At 42.4% G+C, this 20,484-nt stretch carries 16 protein-coding genes and 2 tRNA genes; 6 read left to right on the plus strand and 12 right to left on the minus strand.

Translation table 11 applies throughout. The features are described from left to right. Window positions 1-240: 240 nt before the first annotated feature. The 7 genes from EI161_RS08340 to EI161_RS08370 all read right to left on the minus strand — a co-directional run bounded on the left by EI161_RS08340 (window position 241) and on the right by EI161_RS08370 (window position 6,614). On the minus strand, window positions 241-921 hold the full coding sequence (locus EI161_RS08340; RefSeq protein WP_192523779.1) for a 50S ribosomal protein L25/general stress protein Ctc: 681 nt from the start codon (window positions 919-921) through the stop codon (window positions 241-243). A gap of 461 nt (window positions 922-1,382) precedes the next feature. Beyond that, window positions 1,383-2,330, minus strand: coding sequence for a ribose-phosphate pyrophosphokinase (locus EI161_RS08345; RefSeq protein ID WP_192523780.1), 948 nt, complete (start codon window positions 2,328-2,330; stop codon window positions 1,383-1,385). Window positions 2,331-2,440: 110 nt separating this feature from the next. Beyond that, window positions 2,441-2,516, minus strand: a tRNA-Gln gene (locus EI161_RS08350). A gap of 238 nt (window positions 2,517-2,754) precedes the next feature. After that, a tRNA-Gln gene (locus EI161_RS08355) sits at window positions 2,755-2,830 on the minus strand. 149 nt (window positions 2,831-2,979) lie between these two features. Beyond that, window positions 2,980-3,936 carry a 4-(cytidine 5'-diphospho)-2-C-methyl-D-erythritol kinase gene (ispE, locus tag EI161_RS08360; protein ID WP_192523781.1) on the minus strand — a complete coding sequence of 319 codons (957 nt, stop codon included), beginning with the start codon at window positions 3,934-3,936 and terminating at the stop codon, window positions 2,980-2,982. A gap of 82 nt (window positions 3,937-4,018) precedes the next feature. After that, a complete protein-coding gene (gene lolB / locus EI161_RS08365) occupies window positions 4,019-4,666 on the minus strand; it encodes a lipoprotein insertase outer membrane protein LolB (RefSeq protein WP_192523782.1) in 648 nt (215 codons plus the stop codon). A 208-nt stretch (window positions 4,667-4,874) separates the two neighbouring features. Beyond that, window positions 4,875-6,614 carry a tetratricopeptide repeat protein gene (locus EI161_RS08370; protein ID WP_225735298.1) on the minus strand — a complete coding sequence of 580 codons (1,740 nt, stop codon included), beginning with the start codon at window positions 6,612-6,614 and terminating at the stop codon, window positions 4,875-4,877. A 1,074-nt stretch (window positions 6,615-7,688) separates the two neighbouring features. On the opposite strand from EI161_RS08370, the gene hemA reads away from it, so the two are divergent. The 4 genes from hemA to EI161_RS08390 all read left to right on the plus strand — a co-directional run bounded on the left by hemA (window position 7,689) and on the right by EI161_RS08390 (window position 12,119). After that, window positions 7,689-9,059 carry a glutamyl-tRNA reductase gene (hemA, locus tag EI161_RS08375; protein WP_192523784.1) on the plus strand — a complete coding sequence of 457 codons (1,371 nt, stop codon included), beginning with the start codon at window positions 7,689-7,691 and terminating at the stop codon, window positions 9,057-9,059. A gap of 592 nt (window positions 9,060-9,651) precedes the next feature. Further along, complete coding sequence (locus EI161_RS08380) at window positions 9,652-10,788, plus strand: aminotransferase class V-fold PLP-dependent enzyme (RefSeq protein WP_192523785.1); 1,137 nt, start codon at window positions 9,652-9,654, stop codon at window positions 10,786-10,788. Between the two features lie 297 nt (window positions 10,789-11,085). Then, window positions 11,086-11,523, plus strand: coding sequence for a YeeE/YedE family protein (locus tag EI161_RS08385; RefSeq protein WP_192523786.1), 438 nt, complete (start codon window positions 11,086-11,088; stop codon window positions 11,521-11,523). Between the two features lie 176 nt (window positions 11,524-11,699). Beyond that, a complete protein-coding gene (locus tag EI161_RS08390) occupies window positions 11,700-12,119 on the plus strand; it encodes a DUF6691 family protein (RefSeq protein WP_192523787.1) in 420 nt (139 codons plus the stop codon). Between the two features lie 113 nt (window positions 12,120-12,232). Here the strand turns inward: EI161_RS08390 and EI161_RS08395 are convergent, their stop codons facing one another. Beyond that, entirely contained in the window at window positions 12,233-13,897 is a 1,665-nt protein-coding gene (locus tag EI161_RS08395; RefSeq protein ID WP_192523788.1) for an AMP-binding protein, read from the minus strand. 316 nt (window positions 13,898-14,213) lie between these two features. Between EI161_RS08395 and EI161_RS08400 the strand changes: the two genes are divergently transcribed. After that, the gene (locus EI161_RS08400) at window positions 14,214-16,349 is read left to right on the plus strand and encodes an NADPH-dependent 2,4-dienoyl-CoA reductase (protein WP_192523789.1); all 2,136 of its coding nucleotides are present in this window, start codon (window positions 14,214-14,216) and stop codon (window positions 16,347-16,349) included. Window positions 16,350-16,456: 107 nt separating this feature from the next. Here the strand turns inward: EI161_RS08400 and EI161_RS08405 are convergent, their stop codons facing one another. Beyond that, window positions 16,457-16,909, minus strand: a complete 453-nt coding sequence (locus EI161_RS08405; RefSeq protein ID WP_192523790.1) for a hypothetical protein — start codon at window positions 16,907-16,909, stop codon at window positions 16,457-16,459. Continuing rightward, window positions 16,902-17,300, minus strand: coding sequence for a hypothetical protein (locus EI161_RS08410; protein ID WP_192523791.1), 399 nt, complete (start codon window positions 17,298-17,300; stop codon window positions 16,902-16,904). Before EI161_RS08410 ends, EI161_RS08405 begins: the two co-directional genes overlap by 8 nt. Window positions 17,301-17,543: 243 nt before the next feature. On the opposite strand from EI161_RS08410, the gene EI161_RS08415 reads away from it, so the two are divergent. Beyond that, window positions 17,544-18,746: a serine hydrolase domain-containing protein gene (locus EI161_RS08415; RefSeq protein WP_192523792.1), complete on the plus strand. Its 1,203-nt coding sequence runs from the start codon at window positions 17,544-17,546 to the stop codon at window positions 18,744-18,746. A 68-nt stretch (window positions 18,747-18,814) separates the two neighbouring features. On the opposite strand, the gene EI161_RS08420 is transcribed toward EI161_RS08415, so the two are convergent. Both EI161_RS08420 and EI161_RS08425 read right to left on the minus strand, forming a co-directional pair. Further along, complete coding sequence (locus tag EI161_RS08420; protein ID WP_192523793.1) at window positions 18,815-19,717, minus strand: tetratricopeptide repeat protein; 903 nt, start codon at window positions 19,715-19,717, stop codon at window positions 18,815-18,817. Window positions 19,718-19,767: 50 nt separating this feature from the next. Beyond that, the gene (locus EI161_RS08425) at window positions 19,768-20,343 is read right to left on the minus strand and encodes a hypothetical protein (RefSeq protein WP_192523794.1); all 576 of its coding nucleotides are present in this window, start codon (window positions 20,341-20,343) and stop codon (window positions 19,768-19,770) included. Window positions 20,344-20,484 lie beyond the last annotated feature (141 nt).

Below are 20,484 nucleotides of genomic sequence, written 5' to 3' on the forward strand. Positions count from 1 at the left end.
TTGCTTTGGCTGTCACCCTCCTTTATTTCTTCAGCATACTTTCTGACACACCACCTAATAAGTGAGTGGTAAGGTTTGAAAAGTAAGATGAATCTATGATAATTGTCCTACATAACAGCTATCCTACTTTTCAAACCTTACTTAAAAAAACAGCAGGAGATATTCATCACCTGCTGTTTTTTGACTAAACGAACCAGCTTCTATATAGCAAACGATAGGCCGCTATATAGAAGTAGTTTATTATTCGCCGTCTTTGTCTTCAGCTTCAGCACCTTGCTCAGTAGCAGGCACGTCAGCTGCATCAACGTCGTCAGCATCTTCGTCAACTTCTTCAACCGTTGGTGGCTGCATGTTAACGATAGTACGGTCGTGTGCATCTTCCATATCAAGTTCAAAGATGATAACGCCTTCAGGCAGATCGATATCTGATAGACGGAATAAATCACCAATTTCCATACCAGACACATCAACTTCTAAGTATTCAGGTAGCTGTGATGGTAGGCAAACGATTTCGATATCAGAAACTAGCGTAGACAAGATACCGCCAGCTTTAGTACCTGGTGCTTCTTCACGACCAGCAAAATGCACAGGAACGTTCATGTTGATTTTCTGACCTTTTACAATGCGCTGGAAGTCAGCATGCATTGGGAAGCCTTTAGCTGGATGGCGTTGCAAGTCTTTGATAACGGCTTGATGCTCTTCACCATCAACATTTAGCGTCAAAATGTGTGAAAAGAAAGCTTCGAATTCAAGTGATTTTACCAACTCGTTAATCTTGATAGAGATAGCCGTTGGCTCTTCGCCACCACCATAGATGATAGCAGGAACTAGATTCTGCTTACGTAGGCGGCGGCTCGCACCTTTACCTTGCTGTTCAGCAGAACGATCAACAGCGTTTAGTTCAAAATGATTAATACTCATGGATGTAATCCTATAAAAAGAATGATGAAGTGTCTGGTCATAAAAAAGTGGATTTGCGACCAATCCACTAATACGTGATGATAGCTAAGACTTATCGTTGCTGCTAAAACGCACAAGGTCTAAGTTTGGCTATTTGCTCAATATAACGATTTTTATGATGTTAATTATCATAGTAGCCGTTACTTTTAAGCATGATCAGCACTTTTTAGTCGGCCTACCTTTTAAATTAAATAAACGGACGGCACAGGCGCGCATTATACGTGATTATGTAGTAATAATAAAGACCTACGTAAAATCGCTATGCAAAAGGCCTATGCAAATAACAGCACAAAACTGTTATGCAAAAAAAGCGCCAAGTAATGAAACTTGACGCTCTATTGATACTCTATTAGTTAGAAGCTACTGATCGTTTATCCTAACGAGTATTGCTACCAAAAACTCCAGTAATGATAGTTTAAACCTTACGCATCAAACATGGCGCTGATAGATTCTTCGTTATTGATACGGCGTAAGCTCTCAGCTAGCATCGGCGCGATGCTGACTTGGCGAATTTTGCTACAAGCTTTGGCAGCATCAGACAATGGAATTGTATCGGTAACCACAATCTCATCCAATGCTGATTCGCTGATATTTTTCAGGGCGTTACCAGATAGGACAGGGTGGGTGATATAGGCTAATACGCGGCGTGCACCATTTTCTTTTAGCGCTTCAGCCGCTTTGCATAAGGTTCCAGCGGTATCGACCATATCATCAACGATGACGCAATCACGATCACGAACATCACCGATAATATGCATTACCTGTGATTCATTAGCACGGGCACGGCGTTTATCAATAATCGCCATATCGGTATCGCCCAATTGCTTGGCCATGGCACGCGCACGAACCACACCGCCGACATCAGGAGAGACAACCATGATGTTGTCATAATCTTGTTTTTGTAGATCGTTTAATAGTACCGGCGTACCATAGATGTTATCGACAGGAATATCAAAGAAACCTTGAATTTGGTCTGAGTGCAAATCAACGGTCATCACCCGATCGATACTGACGATGTTGAGCATATCAGCGACGACTTTGGCTGAGATAGGCACACGAGCAGAACGTGGACGACGGTCTTGACGGGCATAACCGAAATACGGCATGACAGCGGTGATACGACCAGCACTAGAACGACGCAAAGCATCGGCCATCATCATGATTTCCATCAAATTGTCATTGGTCGGAGCACAAGTAGGCTGCATGATAAACACGTCTTTACCGCGTACGTGCTCTTTGATTTCCACGGCAATTTCGCCATCAGAAAAACGCGTGATGTCAGCTTTACCAAGAGGTATATGGAGATGATCGGCTACGGTTTTTGCTAATTCTGGGTGGGCATTACCCGTAAAAATCGCCAAATAAGGCATGACAGAAGTCCTATTGATTGACTCAAGCAGCGACCGCTAAGCAGTGTCAAACTGCTCAAATTCAGAAAAGAGTGGTGAAAAGTATTGATGACTACTATTACAGTAAAAAATGGCAGGGGTAGCTGGACTCGAACCAACGGATGTCAGGATCAAAACCTGATGCCTTACCAACTTGGCTATACCCCTGTAATGTCTAGGCTGTGTACGTCGATATCTAAAAGTAATTTCTATTAAAAGTCATTATTAGAATAGCGTCACGACCTGTTCGTTATCTGATAAACGAGTAAATCGTCTAAAACATAACTTTTCCCTAACGGTGCTCATTGCGAACTATACCGAAACTGGGATAACGTTGTCAATGTCAATAAGCAGCTATCTTAAACCACTTATCATAAATGCACTTCAAACGCTTTGAGCTTAAAAATGGCAGGGGTAGCTGGACTCGAACCAACGGATGTCAGGATCAAAACCTGATGCCTTACCAACTTGGCTATACCCCTATTGAGGCGACCTATTATAAATAAATATTCAGCTTTTGCAAGTCATTTGCGCCTTTTTCTGGCTTTTATTCGTAAACAACGAATACTGATGTGGTTTTGGTAGTCCATTTGGTACGCTGGGCGCACCTTACGCGGGCTTAACGTCCAACTTATAAACTCCCAATCACATACCCCGAGCAAGGTGCATCTTCAAGCCATTTTGCTAACAGCGCCTTATCAGTCGTAATACTCGCATCCAACGGCAAGAATACCGCGCTACCTGAGCCAGTCATTCTTGCTGTGCCGAGTGCTTGCGTCTCTAGCCCATGTAAATAACGTAATGCTTCATCGACGGCAGGGGCAAGGCTAGTGACTACAGGGGTAAAGACGTTTTGATAAGGCGCATTTAAATGTTGCCTATAATCATTAGACTGGTTTTTCATGGTTTCAATTGATAGCGGGGCGATATCTCGCTGTAGCTTGGTATGCGAAAAAATCTCAGCAGTATTGACGTGAGCATTTGGTGTCAGTACTAAATATTGCTGATCCGGCAAATCAATGGCAGTCAACTGCTCACCAATACCCATGGCAATAGCGTCTTGACCAAAGATAAATATAGGTACATCCGCACCAATACTTGTGCCAATTTTTATCAGCTCATTTTGATTAAGATTAAGTTGCCAGATTTCGTTCAGTACAATTAATGTCGTCGCGGCATTGGATGAGCCACCGCCTAAGCCTGCACCCATCGGTAAATGTTTGTCTAGAGTGATTTGTATCTGCGGCAGCTGTTTAGGTAGCTTGTTTGATTGAATGACAAACACTAGTAATGCACGGGCGGCTTTAAAGATGAGATTATCTTCTACACTGCTGGTGATGGTGTCTGCGCCAGTCAGTATTAGCAGTCGACTACAAAGGAGGTTGATATCTGCTGTGCTCTCTATAACCGTTGCTTTATTAATAACCGAAAAATGCAGGTAATCACCCCAATCGAGCAGGCGAAAAATCGTCTGCAAGTTATGATAACCATCGGCACGCTTACCCGTAATATGCAAAAACAAATTAATTTTCGCCGGTGATAAACGGGAAATGGTAGAAGCGGGCAGCGCGGCTAAGTTTTTAATCATAACTTTCAGTCATTAATAGCTATCTTAATAAGCAGTGGTGGTAGAGTGTGGGCTAAATATTGGGGCATGAATCAATGACGGTTTAATGGTTAATGGTCATTACGACTTTATTGCCTTGTGCTTGAACCGCGCTGATTTTGTTAGGCAGTTTATCAGCACCCTTATAAGTGAAGCTGGCTTGCCAATCACCGTTTACCGAGCTGATTAAACGATTTTGGGCATCCAATTGTGGAGTGCTATCGGATGGTGCTGGGCGACCAGATATCCAATACGGCATTTGTGAGATAGGCGCTTGCCAACCGGTGGCCTTTTTTAGCAAGGTTTCGGGGTCATCAGCGGTTAATGTACCGGTTTTTTCGCTCACTAAGGTAGCCGACTGACCGTTAAATTCAATATTGGTTTTACCAATACCGAGCGCACCAATCAATTCGATAGCAAAGCGATCATTTTGTTGTCCCCATGCATAAAACGCACTACCGCCTTGGGTTCCTGAGGTGTCATTACCAGGCGTTGTCACCCCAATCTTGCCAGTGATGTTAAAGTTTTCTAGCTTTTTTGGTTGCTCAGCGTTTTGACCTTGGATGGTGGTGGGCTGATTGGTTGCGCTGGCGGTTTTCATCGATTGACAGCCGGACATGATGGCCATTGTTGCGGTGATGGCCATTGTTGCGGTGATCGCAGTTAGGAGAATTAACTTATTAGACTTATAAGAAAGGGGTAGTGCTGACATGATGTTTCCTCAAAAATGGATAAATTTGCAAAATTATTGTCTAGAAAATAGGTTAGCTTAAGCGTTATTTGTTACCCAGTGATGCGTGGCTGTTAGCTTCTTATAAGTGGCTTGTAGCTTTTATGGTAACTATATTTTGCTACTTTTATCATTAACCATCGATTGTTTTTTACGGTTTTTCACTGCTATGGTCGATGTTCAACACGGCCTAATAAAGCTGTATACGGTCATTGATGTTGTGCTGCCCAAATGAAAAGCGCTGCTGTAAATCTGCGAGCAACGCCTCGACTTTTTCATTATCGCCCAACCCTTGATAAGCCCGTAGTAGCAATGTACCTGAACGCAAGGTAGGGAATACATCATAAGGTGTTTGTAAATAGTCGATAACCTGTTGGTGATTTTTATTGGCTAACGCATTGCTCGCCAGCACATTCAGTGCTTGCAGGTGCAGATCATTATCATAACGTGGGTCATCGTAGCGAATCTGAATAATAGCCGTCGCTAATGCCAACCCTTGCTCAGAGCCACGTTCATTAGCCAGTAGTAATTGTGCATAACTGAGCTGGTAAGCCAAGTTTTTAGGATCTAGTGCCTGCAAATGATTGAGAAGGGTGCGCTTAACGATATAGTCGTCTTGGTCATCAAGGAGTTGGGCACGCGCAAACAAAAGCATCTCACTATCAGGGTACTTACGAGTGGCTTTAGTTAATAAACGCAACGCTTCTTCGCTCTCGTTTTGCTGCCATAAAATATCAGCTTGCATGACAAGGCTATCAGGGGCAAATACACTAAAATCTTTGCGGAGTTTTTCTAGAGTGGCGATGGCTGCATCGATATCATCATTGAGCAATTCAAAAGCCACCACCTTTCGACGGGCTTCTAGCACTAAGTCTTCTTGCATGACGCCATTGAGATAGTATTTGGCTTGCTCAAAGCGCTGCTGGCGTTCGGCACTGATACCGAGATAATAGTAGGCTTGATCAAGATAAGTAGGGCTTTTGGCTAACTGGTTAAGTAGCACATCGGCACTGGCGTATTCTTCGATATCCAAGCTCACCAATGCGGCTAATAAAGTAATCTCGGCATCGTCACTAAAGCGGTTATGCGCTTCAAGCAATAATTGCCATGCTTCTTGGCTTTGTTTTAAATCCAGCAAATAGCGAATCTCATATAGATATAAACTTTTATTATCAGGATGACGTAGGCGCGCTTGGGCAACATAATTGATGACCGCTTCAGCCGGTTCTATTTTACGCAAGATATCGGCTTTTAAGGTGATAAAAGGCACATAATCAGGCTGGTGCTCTAAAGCGTGGTTGATATGAACAATGGCACTCTCAGGCTCATTAAACTGGTAGAGCAAACCCGCTTTTAATACAGACAAGGAGGCGTTTTCCTCGCTGTCCAGTGGTTGCAAAGCGGCGAGTAGGTCGCGTTTATCTTTATCGTTATTGGGATAAATACCGATAAGGATTTCGCTTAAATCTGCTCGAGGGTCATAACGCAAAATACGGTTTAGCGTGTCACCCGCCAATATATAGTCATGTGCTCGCAGGGCTAAATGTGCCACATAAAACCAAGCAGGTACGTGGTCAGGATTCTGGTTTTGCCACGATTGGGCAAAGTGTAATGACTTCTCGACCTTTTCGCTACGTAAAGACAGACTAAGCGCCCTTTCAAATACCGCTGTCGCATCTTCTTTGAAGGATTGCTGTTTATAAATAGTGATGGCTCGCTGAGGGTCACCACGATCTGCTGCAAATTCGGCATCCAAAACAGCATATAGGCTTGGCTCGCTAAAACTTGGCTTATTAAGGGTAGACGACGCACCGCTCGGCGCCAGACGATTGACGTCTATAGAATCTTCTATAGTTTGTATTTGACGGTTATTATTTTTATTAGAAACCTTATCAGAGGTGGCACTATCATTGGTTAGTGCTGAGGCCATTATAGGTGCATTTGTTGAAGAAGCGTTTATCAATGATGGGCTTATGGGGTTGGCATGAGCCGAATATGACAAGCATAAGCAAACGGCCAATGATAAAGTTAGCTTGTAACGGTGGCAGAGACGCTCAATGACAACACGCAATAAATCACGAAGGCTCACTTGGTCGTCATGCGCCGGATTTGATCGAAATAATGACTCAAAATAAATCATAGATAACCGTATTCGCCCATTATTTACCTAATAGTTAGGTCTCAATAAAAAAGATACATTCATAGCAACGTGCTGCGGCAGCAAAAAACCCATATCATCAGCAGTCCTAGGGCCTGTCCTCATTTTTAGCCTATTTAATCACTTTTATTCAGATTGCGGACACGCCCTAGTATTTGAATATTAAACAAACCCTAAATGTCGGTTACGAATACCCACGACAAACATTATAAGAGTAGATATATGCTACAAACAATAGTGGTCGTGTTACTCAGATATCGGCATCAGCCCCTAGAGTCAGGGTTCCTTTAGCCGCTGCACTGCTAAAAATAAGCCCTTAGAATGATTAAGCGGACTGTTTATAACGTCTTATAATATCTTATAACGTCGAATCGTCTAAAAACAGTCTCTATCAATGCCATGATTGAGTATTCAATACGGCATAATTGAACCAGGTTAAAAATATAACAATTTAGCTTCAAATAAGCGAGTGGTATGGGTCTGACTTTATAAATACTTGCTAAAATCTAGAGATTGGTTTTACAAATGGTCTCGGTAGTTGATTTATGACATCTGCGCCCAGATACAGACAAATAGCCTTCGCAGAGGGGCGAGAGTTAAATAAAGCTGGCAATGATGATATAATAAGCGGCTTTTAGGGTTTTGCTTTGGCAGGGCTCTTTAAATATACTTTTTTTGAATAGATTTTTTCAAAGGCAGTTTATCCAGTGCTGTGTTTGCAGCTATGGTTAGATTTGCAGCTATTTTTGAAAAAATATCTTTGATAAGTTGCTGGTTAAAATTGTTTGTTAAAGCTCTAATAGAGTTTGGCTGGCAGGTGAACGTTATATTTATGGTCTATCAATAATGAGATTAGTGGTCATTGGGGTCAATCACAAAACTGCACCAGTCGCTCTACGTGAGCGCTTGGTGCTTGTGGGTGACGATGTGGCTCTCGGGCTTAGGCAGCTACAAGGCTTTACTGATGGTAGCGTGATAGTCTCGACTTGTAACCGCACTGAGATTTATGCGCTAGTCCCACAGATATCAGGCGCGCCAATATCAGAACAGCAAGTTGCTACTGTTGTCTCTACCAATAATACTAGTAGCTCTCAGACCTCTTCAGCGGCCATCAGCGCCCATATCTTAAAAATCAAACAGTGGCTGGCGGATTTTAAGCAGTTGCCACTAAGTGAAGTCGACCCTTATCTGTATGTCCATCGTGATACTCATGCTTTGACGCATTGGCTGAGAGTCGCCGCTGGGCTTGATTCTATGATACTGGGTGAGCCGCAAATACTGGGTCAAATCAAGCGCTCCGTCCATCTGGCGCAAGATCAAAACGCACTCAGTAATCAGCTGGGCTGGGTTGTCGATCAAGTCTATGCTGCTGCTAAGCGGGTACGTAACGAAACCCAAGTTGGCGCTCAAGCGGTATCGCTTAGCTATGCTGCGGCCAAATTGGTGACGCAAATATTTGACGATTTATCCAATCGCACCTTATTGGTGGTTGCCGCAGGCGAGATGAATCGCTTGGTGGCGACGCATATTGCTGGGCTTGGGGTTGGGCGGGTTATTATTTGTAACCGTAATCCTGAGCGCGCTGAAGCTTTAGCTGCCGAGCTGCGTCGACCAGGACGTCTCGTTGAGGTCAAGCCTCTACAGCAGCTACCGCAAGTATTGGCAGAAGCCGATATTGTCAGTAGCTGTAGTGGGAGTATGGATTTACTGATTGATAAAACCATGACGCTGCGAGCGCTTAAAATTCGTCGCTATCAACCGATGCTGATGATCGATTTGGCAGTTCCACGCGATATTGACTCGACCATTAGCCGCATCGATGATGTGTATTTGTATTCTGTCGATGATTTGCAGCATGTGATTGCCGGTAATATTGAGCAACGCCGCCAAGCAGCGGTAGATGCTGAGCTGTTAGTCAGCCAGTTGGTTGTTGAGATGGATCGGCGTTTTCAAGTGCGTCAAGTGGGCAAGGACATTCAAAAGTATCGGGCGCGCACCCACGATCAAGTCGATAAACTGCTGCATGAGTCTATTGCTAAGCTGCAACAGGATAACGCCAGTCCTGAAGACATTATCACTGAATTGTCACGGCGTTTGACCCAGACGTTAACGCACGCACCATCGAAATTGATGCGAAAAGCGGCGCGCGAGGGTGATAATGAATTGCTAGACTTTGTGGTATCAGGGCTACAAGATGCTCACCGTAGCCATCGATAGTTGTCATCTATTTATCAATAATTTTTAAATCACATAAACGCTATTCCCATGCAAAATTATTATGCAAATATAGCGTTGTCAACCTGCATTATCAGTGCTAATATCAAGCTGTTATGAATATATTAAGTAGTGATAATTTGCTGTTATGCTGTAATAGTACGTCGCTGACTACTATTTTTTTAAAAATTACGTTTTAAAAAATCCCAGCGCATTTATTCTCACTTAATATCTGCTCATTTCACTAGCTATCAATGACCATTATTATCCTTCTACCTCTGCGTAGCAATAATGATGGTGCGCACATCATATGCGTTTTCGTTTAACGTTAAGAACACCAACGACGTAAAAGATACAACCATCAACGGCAATAGCGCTAGGATAAAGTGCTATATCGTCAACCCAGCGTCAAACTCTCGATTATTACTCGATATTAGTACTTAGTTCATACTATCTATAGTAGTATTTGGCTATCCTATTTTTTGGTCAAAAAAACATTTAATCAAAATAATAGTTGGCCTAAATTTGCTAAGATAATATCTAAATTTTGTTCAAACCCATACTTAAAAAACATTACAACAGACAGGAGCGTCACATGACTGCATTACGTCAAGATATTGATCCAAACGGCTTATTAGAATACTCAGTGGTTTATACCGACCGCGCCCTCAATCATATGTCAAAAGCCTTTCAAGAGGTGATGAATGATTTATTGAGCAACCTAAAAACAGTTTATAACGCTGAAGCAGCGGTTATCATTCCAGGTTCTGGTACTTATGGTATGGAAGCGGTCGCCCGCCAGCTGACCATTGACGAAGACTGCCTAATCATCCGTAATGGTTGGTTTAGTTATCGTTGGACGCAAATTCTAGAAAAAGGTAAATTTGCCAAATCGTCTACAGTCTTAACGGCTGAGCGTGCTGATGATGGTGAAGCACCAAAACCATTCGCGCCAGTCGATATCGACAGTGCTGTTGCCAAAATTAAAGAAGACAAACCAGCTATCGTTTATGCCCCGCACGTTGAAACCTCATCGGGTATTATTTTAACAGAAGACTACATCAAAGCATTGAGTGAAGCAGTACATAGCGTTGGTGGTTTATTGGTCATCGACTGTATCGCCTCAGGTTGCGTATGGCTCGATATGAAAGACTTGGGTATTGATGTCCTAATCAGTGCGCCGCAAAAAGGTTGGAGCAGTACCCCATGTGCAGGTCTTGTCATGCTAAGCGACGCTGCAATCAAAAAAGTAGAAAGTACTGAATCTAATTGCTTCAGTCTTGATTTGAAACAATGGCTAACGGTCATGCGCGCTTATGAAAATGGCGGTCATGCGTACCATGCCACCATGCCAACTGATAGCTTACGCCAGTTCCGCGATACTATTAACGAGGCCAAAGAAATTGGCTTTGATAAACTATGCGCGGCACAGTGGGAATTGGGCAACCGCATCCGTGAAGTATTGGCTGGCAAAGGTTTTGAAAGTGTGGCGGCTGATGGCTTTAAAGCGCCAGGCGTTGTGGTCTCTTATACCGACCGTGATGATATCCATAAGGGCAGTGCCTTTGCTGAAGCTGGATTACAAATTGCCGCTGGCGTACCATTAAATGTTGGTGAGCCTGATAACTTTAAAACCTTCCGTTTGGGTCTGTTTGGTTTAGATAAACTAACGGACGTTGACGGTGCGGTAGAGCGTTTTGAAAAAGCACTCGATGAAGTATTAGCAAAATAATTTGAGCAGTTGACTGGTTTATTAGCCAATAGGTTTATTTAGCCAGTCAGTAATCAAATAAAGAGATACTGAGCCTTGCATACGCGGGGTTCAGTATTTTTTTACCTATTTATTATGTTTTATTATATAATGTTTTATTATAAATCGATTTCTAAAACTGTTCTTATAGCATTCACAAAAATTAGAGTAGCAAGGAAAACGAGTGCAAGTGCTACGTACTGTAGACTAAACGAGTTTGACCCAGCTAATCGTACTTTTTGAGTTTGGTATTAATAAAAATTGGCTTAGGTAACTATTATGAGTATACAAATAGACTGGCAAGCATTTACGCCACTCTCTTTAGTAGGTGGTCTGATACTGGGCGTCGCAACCGTCATCCTGTTATTAGGTATTGGGCGTATTGCTGGGATTAGTGGTATTTTCTCAAGTTTATTAAAGCCCAAGCGTGTAGAGATGTGGCAGGTATTATTTATACTGGGTCTGGTCGTCTCGCCACTATTTTATAGTTTGGTAAAACCGTTACCTGATATAGAAGTTAGTACCTCACTGCCGTTATTAATTGGCGCGGGGTTGCTGGTCGGTTTTGGCACACGTTTAGGCTCAGGCTGTACCAGTGGACATGGTATCTGTGGTAATGCGCGCCTGTCTCCACGTTCGATGGCGGCGACGGTGACTTTTATGTTCTTTGGTATTGTGACGGTTTATTTGGGTCGGCATATTTTGAGTGTGTTTTGAATCACAGTATGAGTAATAAGTATGTCATTTATACACGAGGCGGATAAAAAATTTCTGGCGTACTGTGCCTGCGCAGACAGAGGCTGCAAAAATTTCTATCCGCCTCTCTATAACCTTTTAAAACGAATTAACTATACCAGCGAAAAATTAATAAAAGAGAATAGCGAGAAATAATAATGCTAAAAAATATAATTGGATTACTAGCAGGGTTACTATTTGGTTTTGGACTGCTGATATCTGGAATGACCGATCCTGTTAAAGTACAAGGGTTTTTGGACGTCTTTGGGGCGTGGGATATTTCACTTGCGCTAGTGATGGGCGGTGGTTTGATAGTGGCAATCGTCGGTGTACAACTGGCGAAGCGTCAACAGACCAGCTGGATTGGCACGTTAATTGAAATGCCAAGTAAAACGATGATTAATAAAAAACTATTAATCGGCGCGATGCTATTTGGTATCGGTTGGGGTTTGGTTGGTATTTGCCCAGGTCCCGGTATCGTGCTACTTGGAACAGGACAGTGGCAGGCTTATGTCTTTATCCCAGCGATGATAGCGGGCATGCTAATCTATCAATGGCTTGAGCCCAAGCTTAATTAGCATGGGCTGGTTTAATAATATCCTCAAAAATAAGTTAGCTTTGTCAAACTCGCTAAACCTACCGATTGTAGTGCTTACGCTCGTTTTCCTTGCCACCTTAGCTTTTGAAGATATTATTTTGTGCTAAAAGTTACTTTTGGCGTTTCATGGGCCAGTGATTTAGCGGCTTGGCGTAGCTCAAACTTCTGCACTTTACCGGTACTGGTCTTCGGTATTTCGGCAAAAACGATATATTTTGGCACTTTAAAACCCGCTAAATATTGTGTGCAATGCTCCATTACATGGTCACGCTGTAAAGTGCTGCCAGCATAAATCTCGATAAAGGCAACGGGCACTTCGCCCCATTTATCATGCGGTGCGGCGACGACAGCACAGCTTTGAATTTCTGGCATTTTATATAAGACGTTTTCGACTTCAATACTGGAGATGTTTTCACCGCCTGAGATGATGATATCTTTGAGGCGATCCATAATTTTAATATAGCCATCAGGATATTTAACGCCCAAATCACCAGTACGAAACCAGCCATCAGCAAAGGCCGCTTCGGTGGCTTTTCGGCTTTTTAGATAGCCTTTCATCACCATATTGCCGCGCAGTGCCAACTCACCCATTTCTTCACCATCGGCAGCAACGGGTTCAGTCGTTCCTTGCTTAAACACATCAAATCCTGTCATAAGATGAGAGGTGACGCCTTGGCGTGATTTTTTCTGTGACCGTTCTGCGACATCGAGCGCATTCCATTCTTCTTGCTCCGCACAGACGGTGACCGGTCCATAGACTTCGGTCAGTCCATAGACGTGGGAGATATGAAAACCCATTTCCTCCATAGCAGCGAGCATGGTTTCAGAGGGCGGCGCACCAGCGACCCAGCCGTTGACTTCGTGGGTGATGGCGTCTTTATATTCAGGCTTGCCGCTGGCAATCATATTGTGTACCACAGGCGCTGAGCAATAATGGCTGACTTTATACTTGGCAATCAATTGCAAAATTAAATCCGCATTAATCTGACGCAAACAGACGTTGACGCCTGCGCGCTCTGCAATCGTCCACGGAAAGCACCAGCCATTACAATGAAATAATGGCAGCGTCCATAGGTACATCGTATGCTTGGGCATGTCCCAATCTAGAATATTGGAGATGGCATTGAGCGTCGCGCCGCGATGATGGTAGACCACGCCCTTGGGTTTGCCAGTCGTACCAGAGGTATAGTTGAGGGCGATGGCGTCCCATTCGTCTAATGGTTTTTCCCAGTTGTCTAAGCTGTCGGAGCTGGCAATGAGTTCGTCATAAGTCATTTGCCCAAAACGCTCGGTATCGACGGCAGCATCGGTGGCATGAATAACAGTAAGGTTAGGAAAAGCTTCATCAATAATTTCAGCGTGCTCAGCAAACTCACTGTCTAAAATTAATACTTTGGCTTCTGAGTGCTGCAAGCAAAAGGTCAGCGCATTGATATCGAGTCGGGTGTTCAGTGTACACAGCACGCCGCCTGACATCGGCACCCCAAAGGCACACTCAACCATCGCTGGCGTGTTCGGCATCATAACCGCCACCGTGTCGTTTTTATCAATGCCCAATTTACGCAGACCATCCGCTAGCTGCCGGCAACGATCGTAAGTCTGCTGCCAGCTTTGGGTTAGGTTATTATGTTCTAGGTCATCATAGATGATGGCGGTTTTATCAGGATAAACCTGCGCGCTGCGGATGATAAAATCAATAGGGGTAAGCGGTTGATGGTTGGCAGGATTTTTGCCAAGACCGGTGTGAAAGTCAGTCATTGTGATAGTCCTTTATCGTTGTTCTAGTATTCGGTAATACCATTTTTTATCGAAACTACTGTATCAGTAACTGGTTATTATAGACAATCGCGGTGAAAGATTGGGCTGATTTTGTGGTGTTTACTTAACCAAATGCTATCGATCAGTGAGGTCAATAGCTGTCATCGATAGCTAGGAGAACATAGTGTTCACTCATCAGTCGCTTGTCTGCATAGCTGATAATAATGGCGGTGTGTTACGATAGTGGTAACGCTAAATCCCATAGCCGCTCTACTTTTAAGAAGTAGTTTGATAAACCATTCATAAGGAAAATGATATGTCCGCCAGCCATACTGCCAATACCATTGAGACTGCTAGCACCAATGAACACTATCCGCATTTATTTGAGCCACTGGATTTGGGCTTTACCACGCTAAAAAATCGCATGGTCATGGGCTCAATGCATACGGGTCTTGAAGACCGTTTTTATAATTACGGTAAGTTGGCGGCATATTTTGCAGAGCGTGCCAAAGGCGGCGTGGCGATGATGATCACGGGCGGCATCTCGCCCAATCGCGAAGGCTGGTTGCTGCCTGCTGGCGGTACGATGAATACCAAAGCTGACGTCATTAATCATCAGCGTGTGACCCGTGCTGCGCATAAATATGATAGCAAAATCATCATGCAAATATTGCACAGTGGTCGTTATGGTTATCATCCATTTGTGGTGTCATCAAGTCCGATAAAATCACCAATCTCACCATTTAAACCGCGTAAGATGAGTATCAAAAACATCGAGCAGACGGTAAAAGACTATGCACGCTGTGCAAAATTGTCTAAGCAAGCGGGTTATGACGGCGTTGAAATCATGGGCTCAGAAGGCTATTTACTCAATCAGTTTTTATCGCGTCATGTCAATAAGCGCGACGACGAATACGGCGGTGATATTCAAGGTCGTATGAAGCTGGCTGTCGATGTGGTCAAAGCAGTACGCGAAGCGGCCGGTGAAGATTTTATTATTTTGTTCCGCTTATCAGTGATTGATTTGGTCAAAGACGGCAACGTCATGGATGAAGTTATCACCGTCGCCAAAGCCTTAGAAGAGGCGGGCGTGACCATCATGAATACCGGTATCGGCTGGCATGAAGCGCGCGTCCCAACGATTGTTACCAGCGTACCGCGTGCCGCGTTTGTTGATTTTACCGCTGAAATTAAAAAGCACATCAGTATCCCGATGATGGCCGCCAACCGTATCAATATGCCAGAAACGGCTGAAGAAATCGTCGCTAGTGGTCAAGCAGATATGATTCAGATGGCGCGCCCATTCTTAGCCGATGCGCATTGGGTTAATAAAGCCAAAAACGGTCAAGCCGATCGCATCAATACCTGTATCGCTTGTAACCAAGCTTGCCTAGACCATACTTTTGAAAATAAACGCTCGACTTGTCTGGTCAATCCACAAGCTTGCTACGAGACTGAGTTGGTTTATAAGAAAACCAAAAAACCTAAAAAAGTTGCCGTTATCGGTGGTGGTGTGGCTGGTATGTCAGCCGCTCATGTCGCTGCCTTGCGTGGTCATGATGTGACTTTATTTGAAGCAAAAGATATCTTGGGTGGGCAGTTTAACTACGCCAAAGTTATCCCTGGTAAAGAGGAGTTCTTTGAAACCATTCGCTACTATATCAACGAGCTTGAGCACTTAGGCGTTGAGATTAAACTCAATAGCAAAGTCGATAAAGACATGTTAGAGAAAGCCAAATTCCATCACGTCATCGTTGCTACTGGTGTCGTTCCTAGAAGTCTTGCAGGTAAATTGGAAGGCGCTGATTTACCACAAGTGATGAGCTATGCTGAATTGCTCTCTGGTGAAAAATCAGTCGGTGATACCGTTGCTGTCATCGGTGCGGGCGGTATTGGTTTTGATGTTAGTGAATATCTCACAGCGCGCCATGGTCAGCCGCTCGATGAGCTAGGCCCTGAATTGCTAAAAGATCCAAGCTATCGTCCAAAAGCGCAATCGGTCAGCGAATGGCGTGAAGAGTGGGGCGTAACGGAGGATACTGAGTATCAAACCGATGGTGGGTTGATTAAGCCTGAGGCCATTAAACCTATTCGTCAGGTATATTTAATGCAGCGTACCAAAGGTCGCTTGGGCCGTGGTCTCAATAAAACCTCGGGCTGGGTACATCGTGCGCACATTAAATCGCATGGTGTCATCCAAGTATCAGGCGCGCAGTACGATAAAATCACCAATGAGGGTATTTGGATCACCAACAATCAAGGTCAAAGCCAGTTGCTACGTGTCGATAGCGTCGTGGTCTGTGCTGGTCAAGAATCAGTGGTTGAGCTGATGCCAAATGTTGGTGATGCACCAGACGCGCAATATCACCTAATCGGTGGCGCAAAGCTAGCCGCTGAGCTAGATGCCAAACGCGCCATTCGTGATGGCGCAGAGGTTGCGGCGAGTATTTAGAATTTAAATTAGAGCTTATAAGAGCGGCAAGGTAGATTATCTTGCTGTTTTTTTATATAGTTAGAGTTCGGATATTTAGTACTTTGTAAGATTGTAAATCTCAATCATCATTTGCCAATAGCTATCATAGTACTAACGCCAGTAAATGTATTGCCGGATAAAGTGTTGCCTACAATAGTTAATGACGATAATCCTCCATAAATATTTAAACCAATGGGTGTAAGGTTTATTATATTAATAACCAAATTATCGTCCATTATTTTAAATTGAAGCAAAGGTTGGTCTAAGAAAGTCACTTCATTACCATACTCGGTAGTATTTAGTTCATACTTAACATCATTAACTTTATTTTTTGATATTATATTGTGCCATCTATTTGTATTATTTCCTTTTATTGGTGCATTAAACCATAATAATGTTTTGTGACTTTCATTGTCACGTCCTATGAGAAAAACAGGATTACCTTCAACCTCAAAAATTATTTCACCTTCATTGAACGTGTTGCTGCAAACCCAGACTTTATTAAAAGGACTATATTCTTTAGGCAATTGCTTATTCATTTCCGAATCCTGCTGCTTTAGGTTTGTTTTCTGAGAAGTGCTTCTCAATTCTTGAGATCGTTTTTTTCTTATCTGAAGGTGATATTATATATAAAGCCTCGAATATTACTGCCAATACTATGAGGATTAGTAGAGTGAGTCCTTCGGTGTTTGATACAGTTTCGATCCCATTAAAATATTTATGGTTTAGCCATTTAGCTAATACTGTAATAGAAAAAACACTCGTACCAGTAAAAAAAGTGTGTGCCCAAATTGGTAGTAAGCTATTAACCTTTGTTAATTTTAGGAAATCACTATTTTCTAGAGGGAAAGGGGTATGAACTGTAGCTCCTCGATAAAGGCCATCAGAGCTTATTCTTATTGTTTCATTTCCTTGTTTTTTACCATCCACTAGTCAATATCCTTTATACGTGCTATTCAATTTATATATTTTACACTCTTGTATTATAAATGGTACTCAAACAATAAACTAATTTTCATAATGTAGCTCAAACTATTAGCAAGATGGTATAGAAACTAGCTCTACACTCGCTACCCAGAAACTACCTCCCAAAACCCCACATCCATGCTAGGCTAAACCCTTCAGCGATAATCGATCGTACTCATCAACCACGCCATAAAAAAGGATTTTATAATGGTAGTGTTAAAAACACTGTTTAAATGGATCGTTTTACCTATTATAGCGCTACTGATTATTATCAGCTTGGGCTTAGTGGTGACGGGCAACGCTTATATCTTTCGCGGCTTACAGCTCACTTATCTTAAAGGTGAAAATACCGCCAATATCGATGATTATGTCGATTTTGATAATCGTACTATCCGCGCCAAAGACGCTATCGTTTGGCAGAAAGATCCTAACTTTGAGCAAGTCAAACTGACGCCTACCTTACAAAATGCTTTAGATACCGATGAAACTGTCGCCTTTGCCATTATCAAAGACGGCAAACTGCTGTACGAAAACTACTGGCAAGGCTACGGCAGCGATTCGCACACCAATAGCTTTTCGATGGCAAAAACCGTCACCACTATGCTGTATCTCAAAGCGGTAGAAGATGGTTATATATCAAGCGTTGATGAACCAATTAGCAAGTGGCTGCCTGAATACGCGGACAACAAGTATGCGCAAAACTGTACCCTCGCAGATTTCTCAGCGATGACCTCGGGTTATGATTGGACCGAGGATTATTACTTTCCTATTAATCCCACGGCAGAATCTTACTACGGACATGATTTAGTCAAGCAAATGGTCAATCGAGAGTTTGTCGAAGAATGTGGTGGCCAGTTTGAATACTCGTCCGGCGACACGCAAATGCTCGGTATTGCTTTATCACGGGCATTAGAGCCGCATGGCTATACCGTTTCTAGCTATTTAGAAGAGAAGTTTTGGCAACCACTTGGTATGCAAGGTGATGCGTATTGGTCGCTTGATGGGGCTTCAAGTATCGAAAAAGTATATTGCTGTCTTAATGCCAGCGCTTTAGATTTTGCCAAATTTGGGCAGCTATTATTAAACGGTGGCGAATGGCAAGGCGAGCAGCTACTTAGCAAAGAACACGTTAACTTTATGGTTACGCCCAACGCATCAGCATTTGCAGCAGGGCAAGCGCAAGTTTACGGACATTCGGTGTGGATGGATATGGACAGTCCGATTCCGTTTTATGCCATGCTGGGTCATTTAGGTCAGCGCGTATTGGTTTTACCAGAAGAAAATGCAATTATTGTCAGATTAGGCAAGCAGAAAGGTTTGCCCACACCGGTAGAAGGCTTTCATTTGGAGCCGGATTTGGGTCAGTATGTGACTGAGGTTAAGACTATTTTGGGTGGTTTGGTGGAGTGATGGGGTTGTTAGACATTTCATACGTAGCTGTATGAGCTAAAAACTACTGGCTCACACAGCTGTCGTTATTATTGGCTCATTTTTTCAATATTACCTAATGTGAGACCAGTTTCTTGGGTGCTGAAGATAGTGATGCCTGTATCGTCGATTTTATCATCCATAACCAATCTACCGATTCTATTGCTGGCTTCTTGATTGCCTTGGTCAGCCGCTTTTTTATACCATTCAAAAGCTGTGTCATAATCTTGCGGTACGCCGTAACCGTTCTCGTAGAGACCACCAATATTGAATTGTGCTATGTCTAACCCTTGATCAGCAGCTTTGGTATACCACTCTAAAGCACTATCATAATCTTGCGTCACGCCGTAGCCGTTTTCGTAAAAATTACCAATATTATTTTGAGCGTCAAAAGATCCATTGTTAGCTGCTAATAGATACCACTGCATTGCTTTTTGATAGTCTTGCTCAACACCAATACTCTCATGATACATAATCCCGAGATTGAATTGAGCATCAGTGTATCCTTGGTTAGCAGCTTGTCGAAACCATTCAAGTTTTTTTATCTCATCTTGTTTAACAGCAATACCTTCATGATACATAACTCCAAGATCGAATTGAGCATTAGCATATCCTTGGTTGGCGGCTTGTTCAATCCATTCGAATGCTTTTTGGTAATTTTGATCTACGCCCAAACCTTCATAATACATAATACCTAGATAATGTTTAGCAGGGGCATAGTCTTGATTGGCAGCTTTTTGAAACAGTTCAAAAGCTTTGTCATCATCTTCAGTAACTGAGTCGCCTTCGTAGTAGGCTAGTCCGAGTTTATATATTTCAGTAGGAGTGCTTTGATTGGGTGATATCTGTGTGTTTGATGATTCCGCTGAGCAAGCAGAAGCTAGAAAACTACTGGATAGTATTGTGGCTAATAATAAAGTCTGAATTAAAGGGGTAATTTTTTTTTGATACATTAAAATTCCTTTTGTTAATTTTTCTAGCTATTAATTTTTAGGGAATAATATTAATTATTCAATTCTATAGTACTAGGATTATTATATTGTTTTTCATTCAAGTCATAGCAAGGCAAACTATAGTCATATAGTAGTTCTATTAAAGTACGCGCTTCAGAATATTCATATTCATATTCGTAATTTTCTCGCATATCCGTCATATACATAAATATAGTGGCTTTATTATTGCAGAGTATACGAATATGTTTAGCTATTTCATCAGAGCTGCTTGAGGTTTTGACTATATAATTATTTTTGTCAATTTTATCAGTCATGTCTACCCAACCTTTTTTGAGAAGATAGCTATGTAAACGTAACAGCTTATTCTTGTTAAATTCGGGACTGACGTACCAAGCAGTGAACCAAACTTCTCGATTAATATAATCATATTCACTTTTGTTAAAGTTAATGAAGTTTGCGACATCATTCAACTGAGATATTAACCAACTTTCTTTCTCAATCAATTCTTGTTGATATATTTCAAGCTCTTTATCTGGTTCTAAATCAATAAACGATATAAAAAAAATAAAAAATACAAAAACAAATAAGATGTTGGATAATTTATACTCTTTACCTCTTATTTTCACTGATTATTGTCCTGTATATTCTATGATTTTTTTTGCAGCGTTATACTTCATATCTGCTGCTAGTTCCATATTTGTAGAACCTTTACTATAGTCACTGCACTACAAAAGAGTTATAATTTGGATGAATATCATAAAACAATT

Source organism: Psychrobacter sp. FME5, from assembly GCF_014861375.1.
Classification (GTDB): domain Bacteria; phylum Pseudomonadota; class Gammaproteobacteria; order Pseudomonadales; family Moraxellaceae; genus Psychrobacter.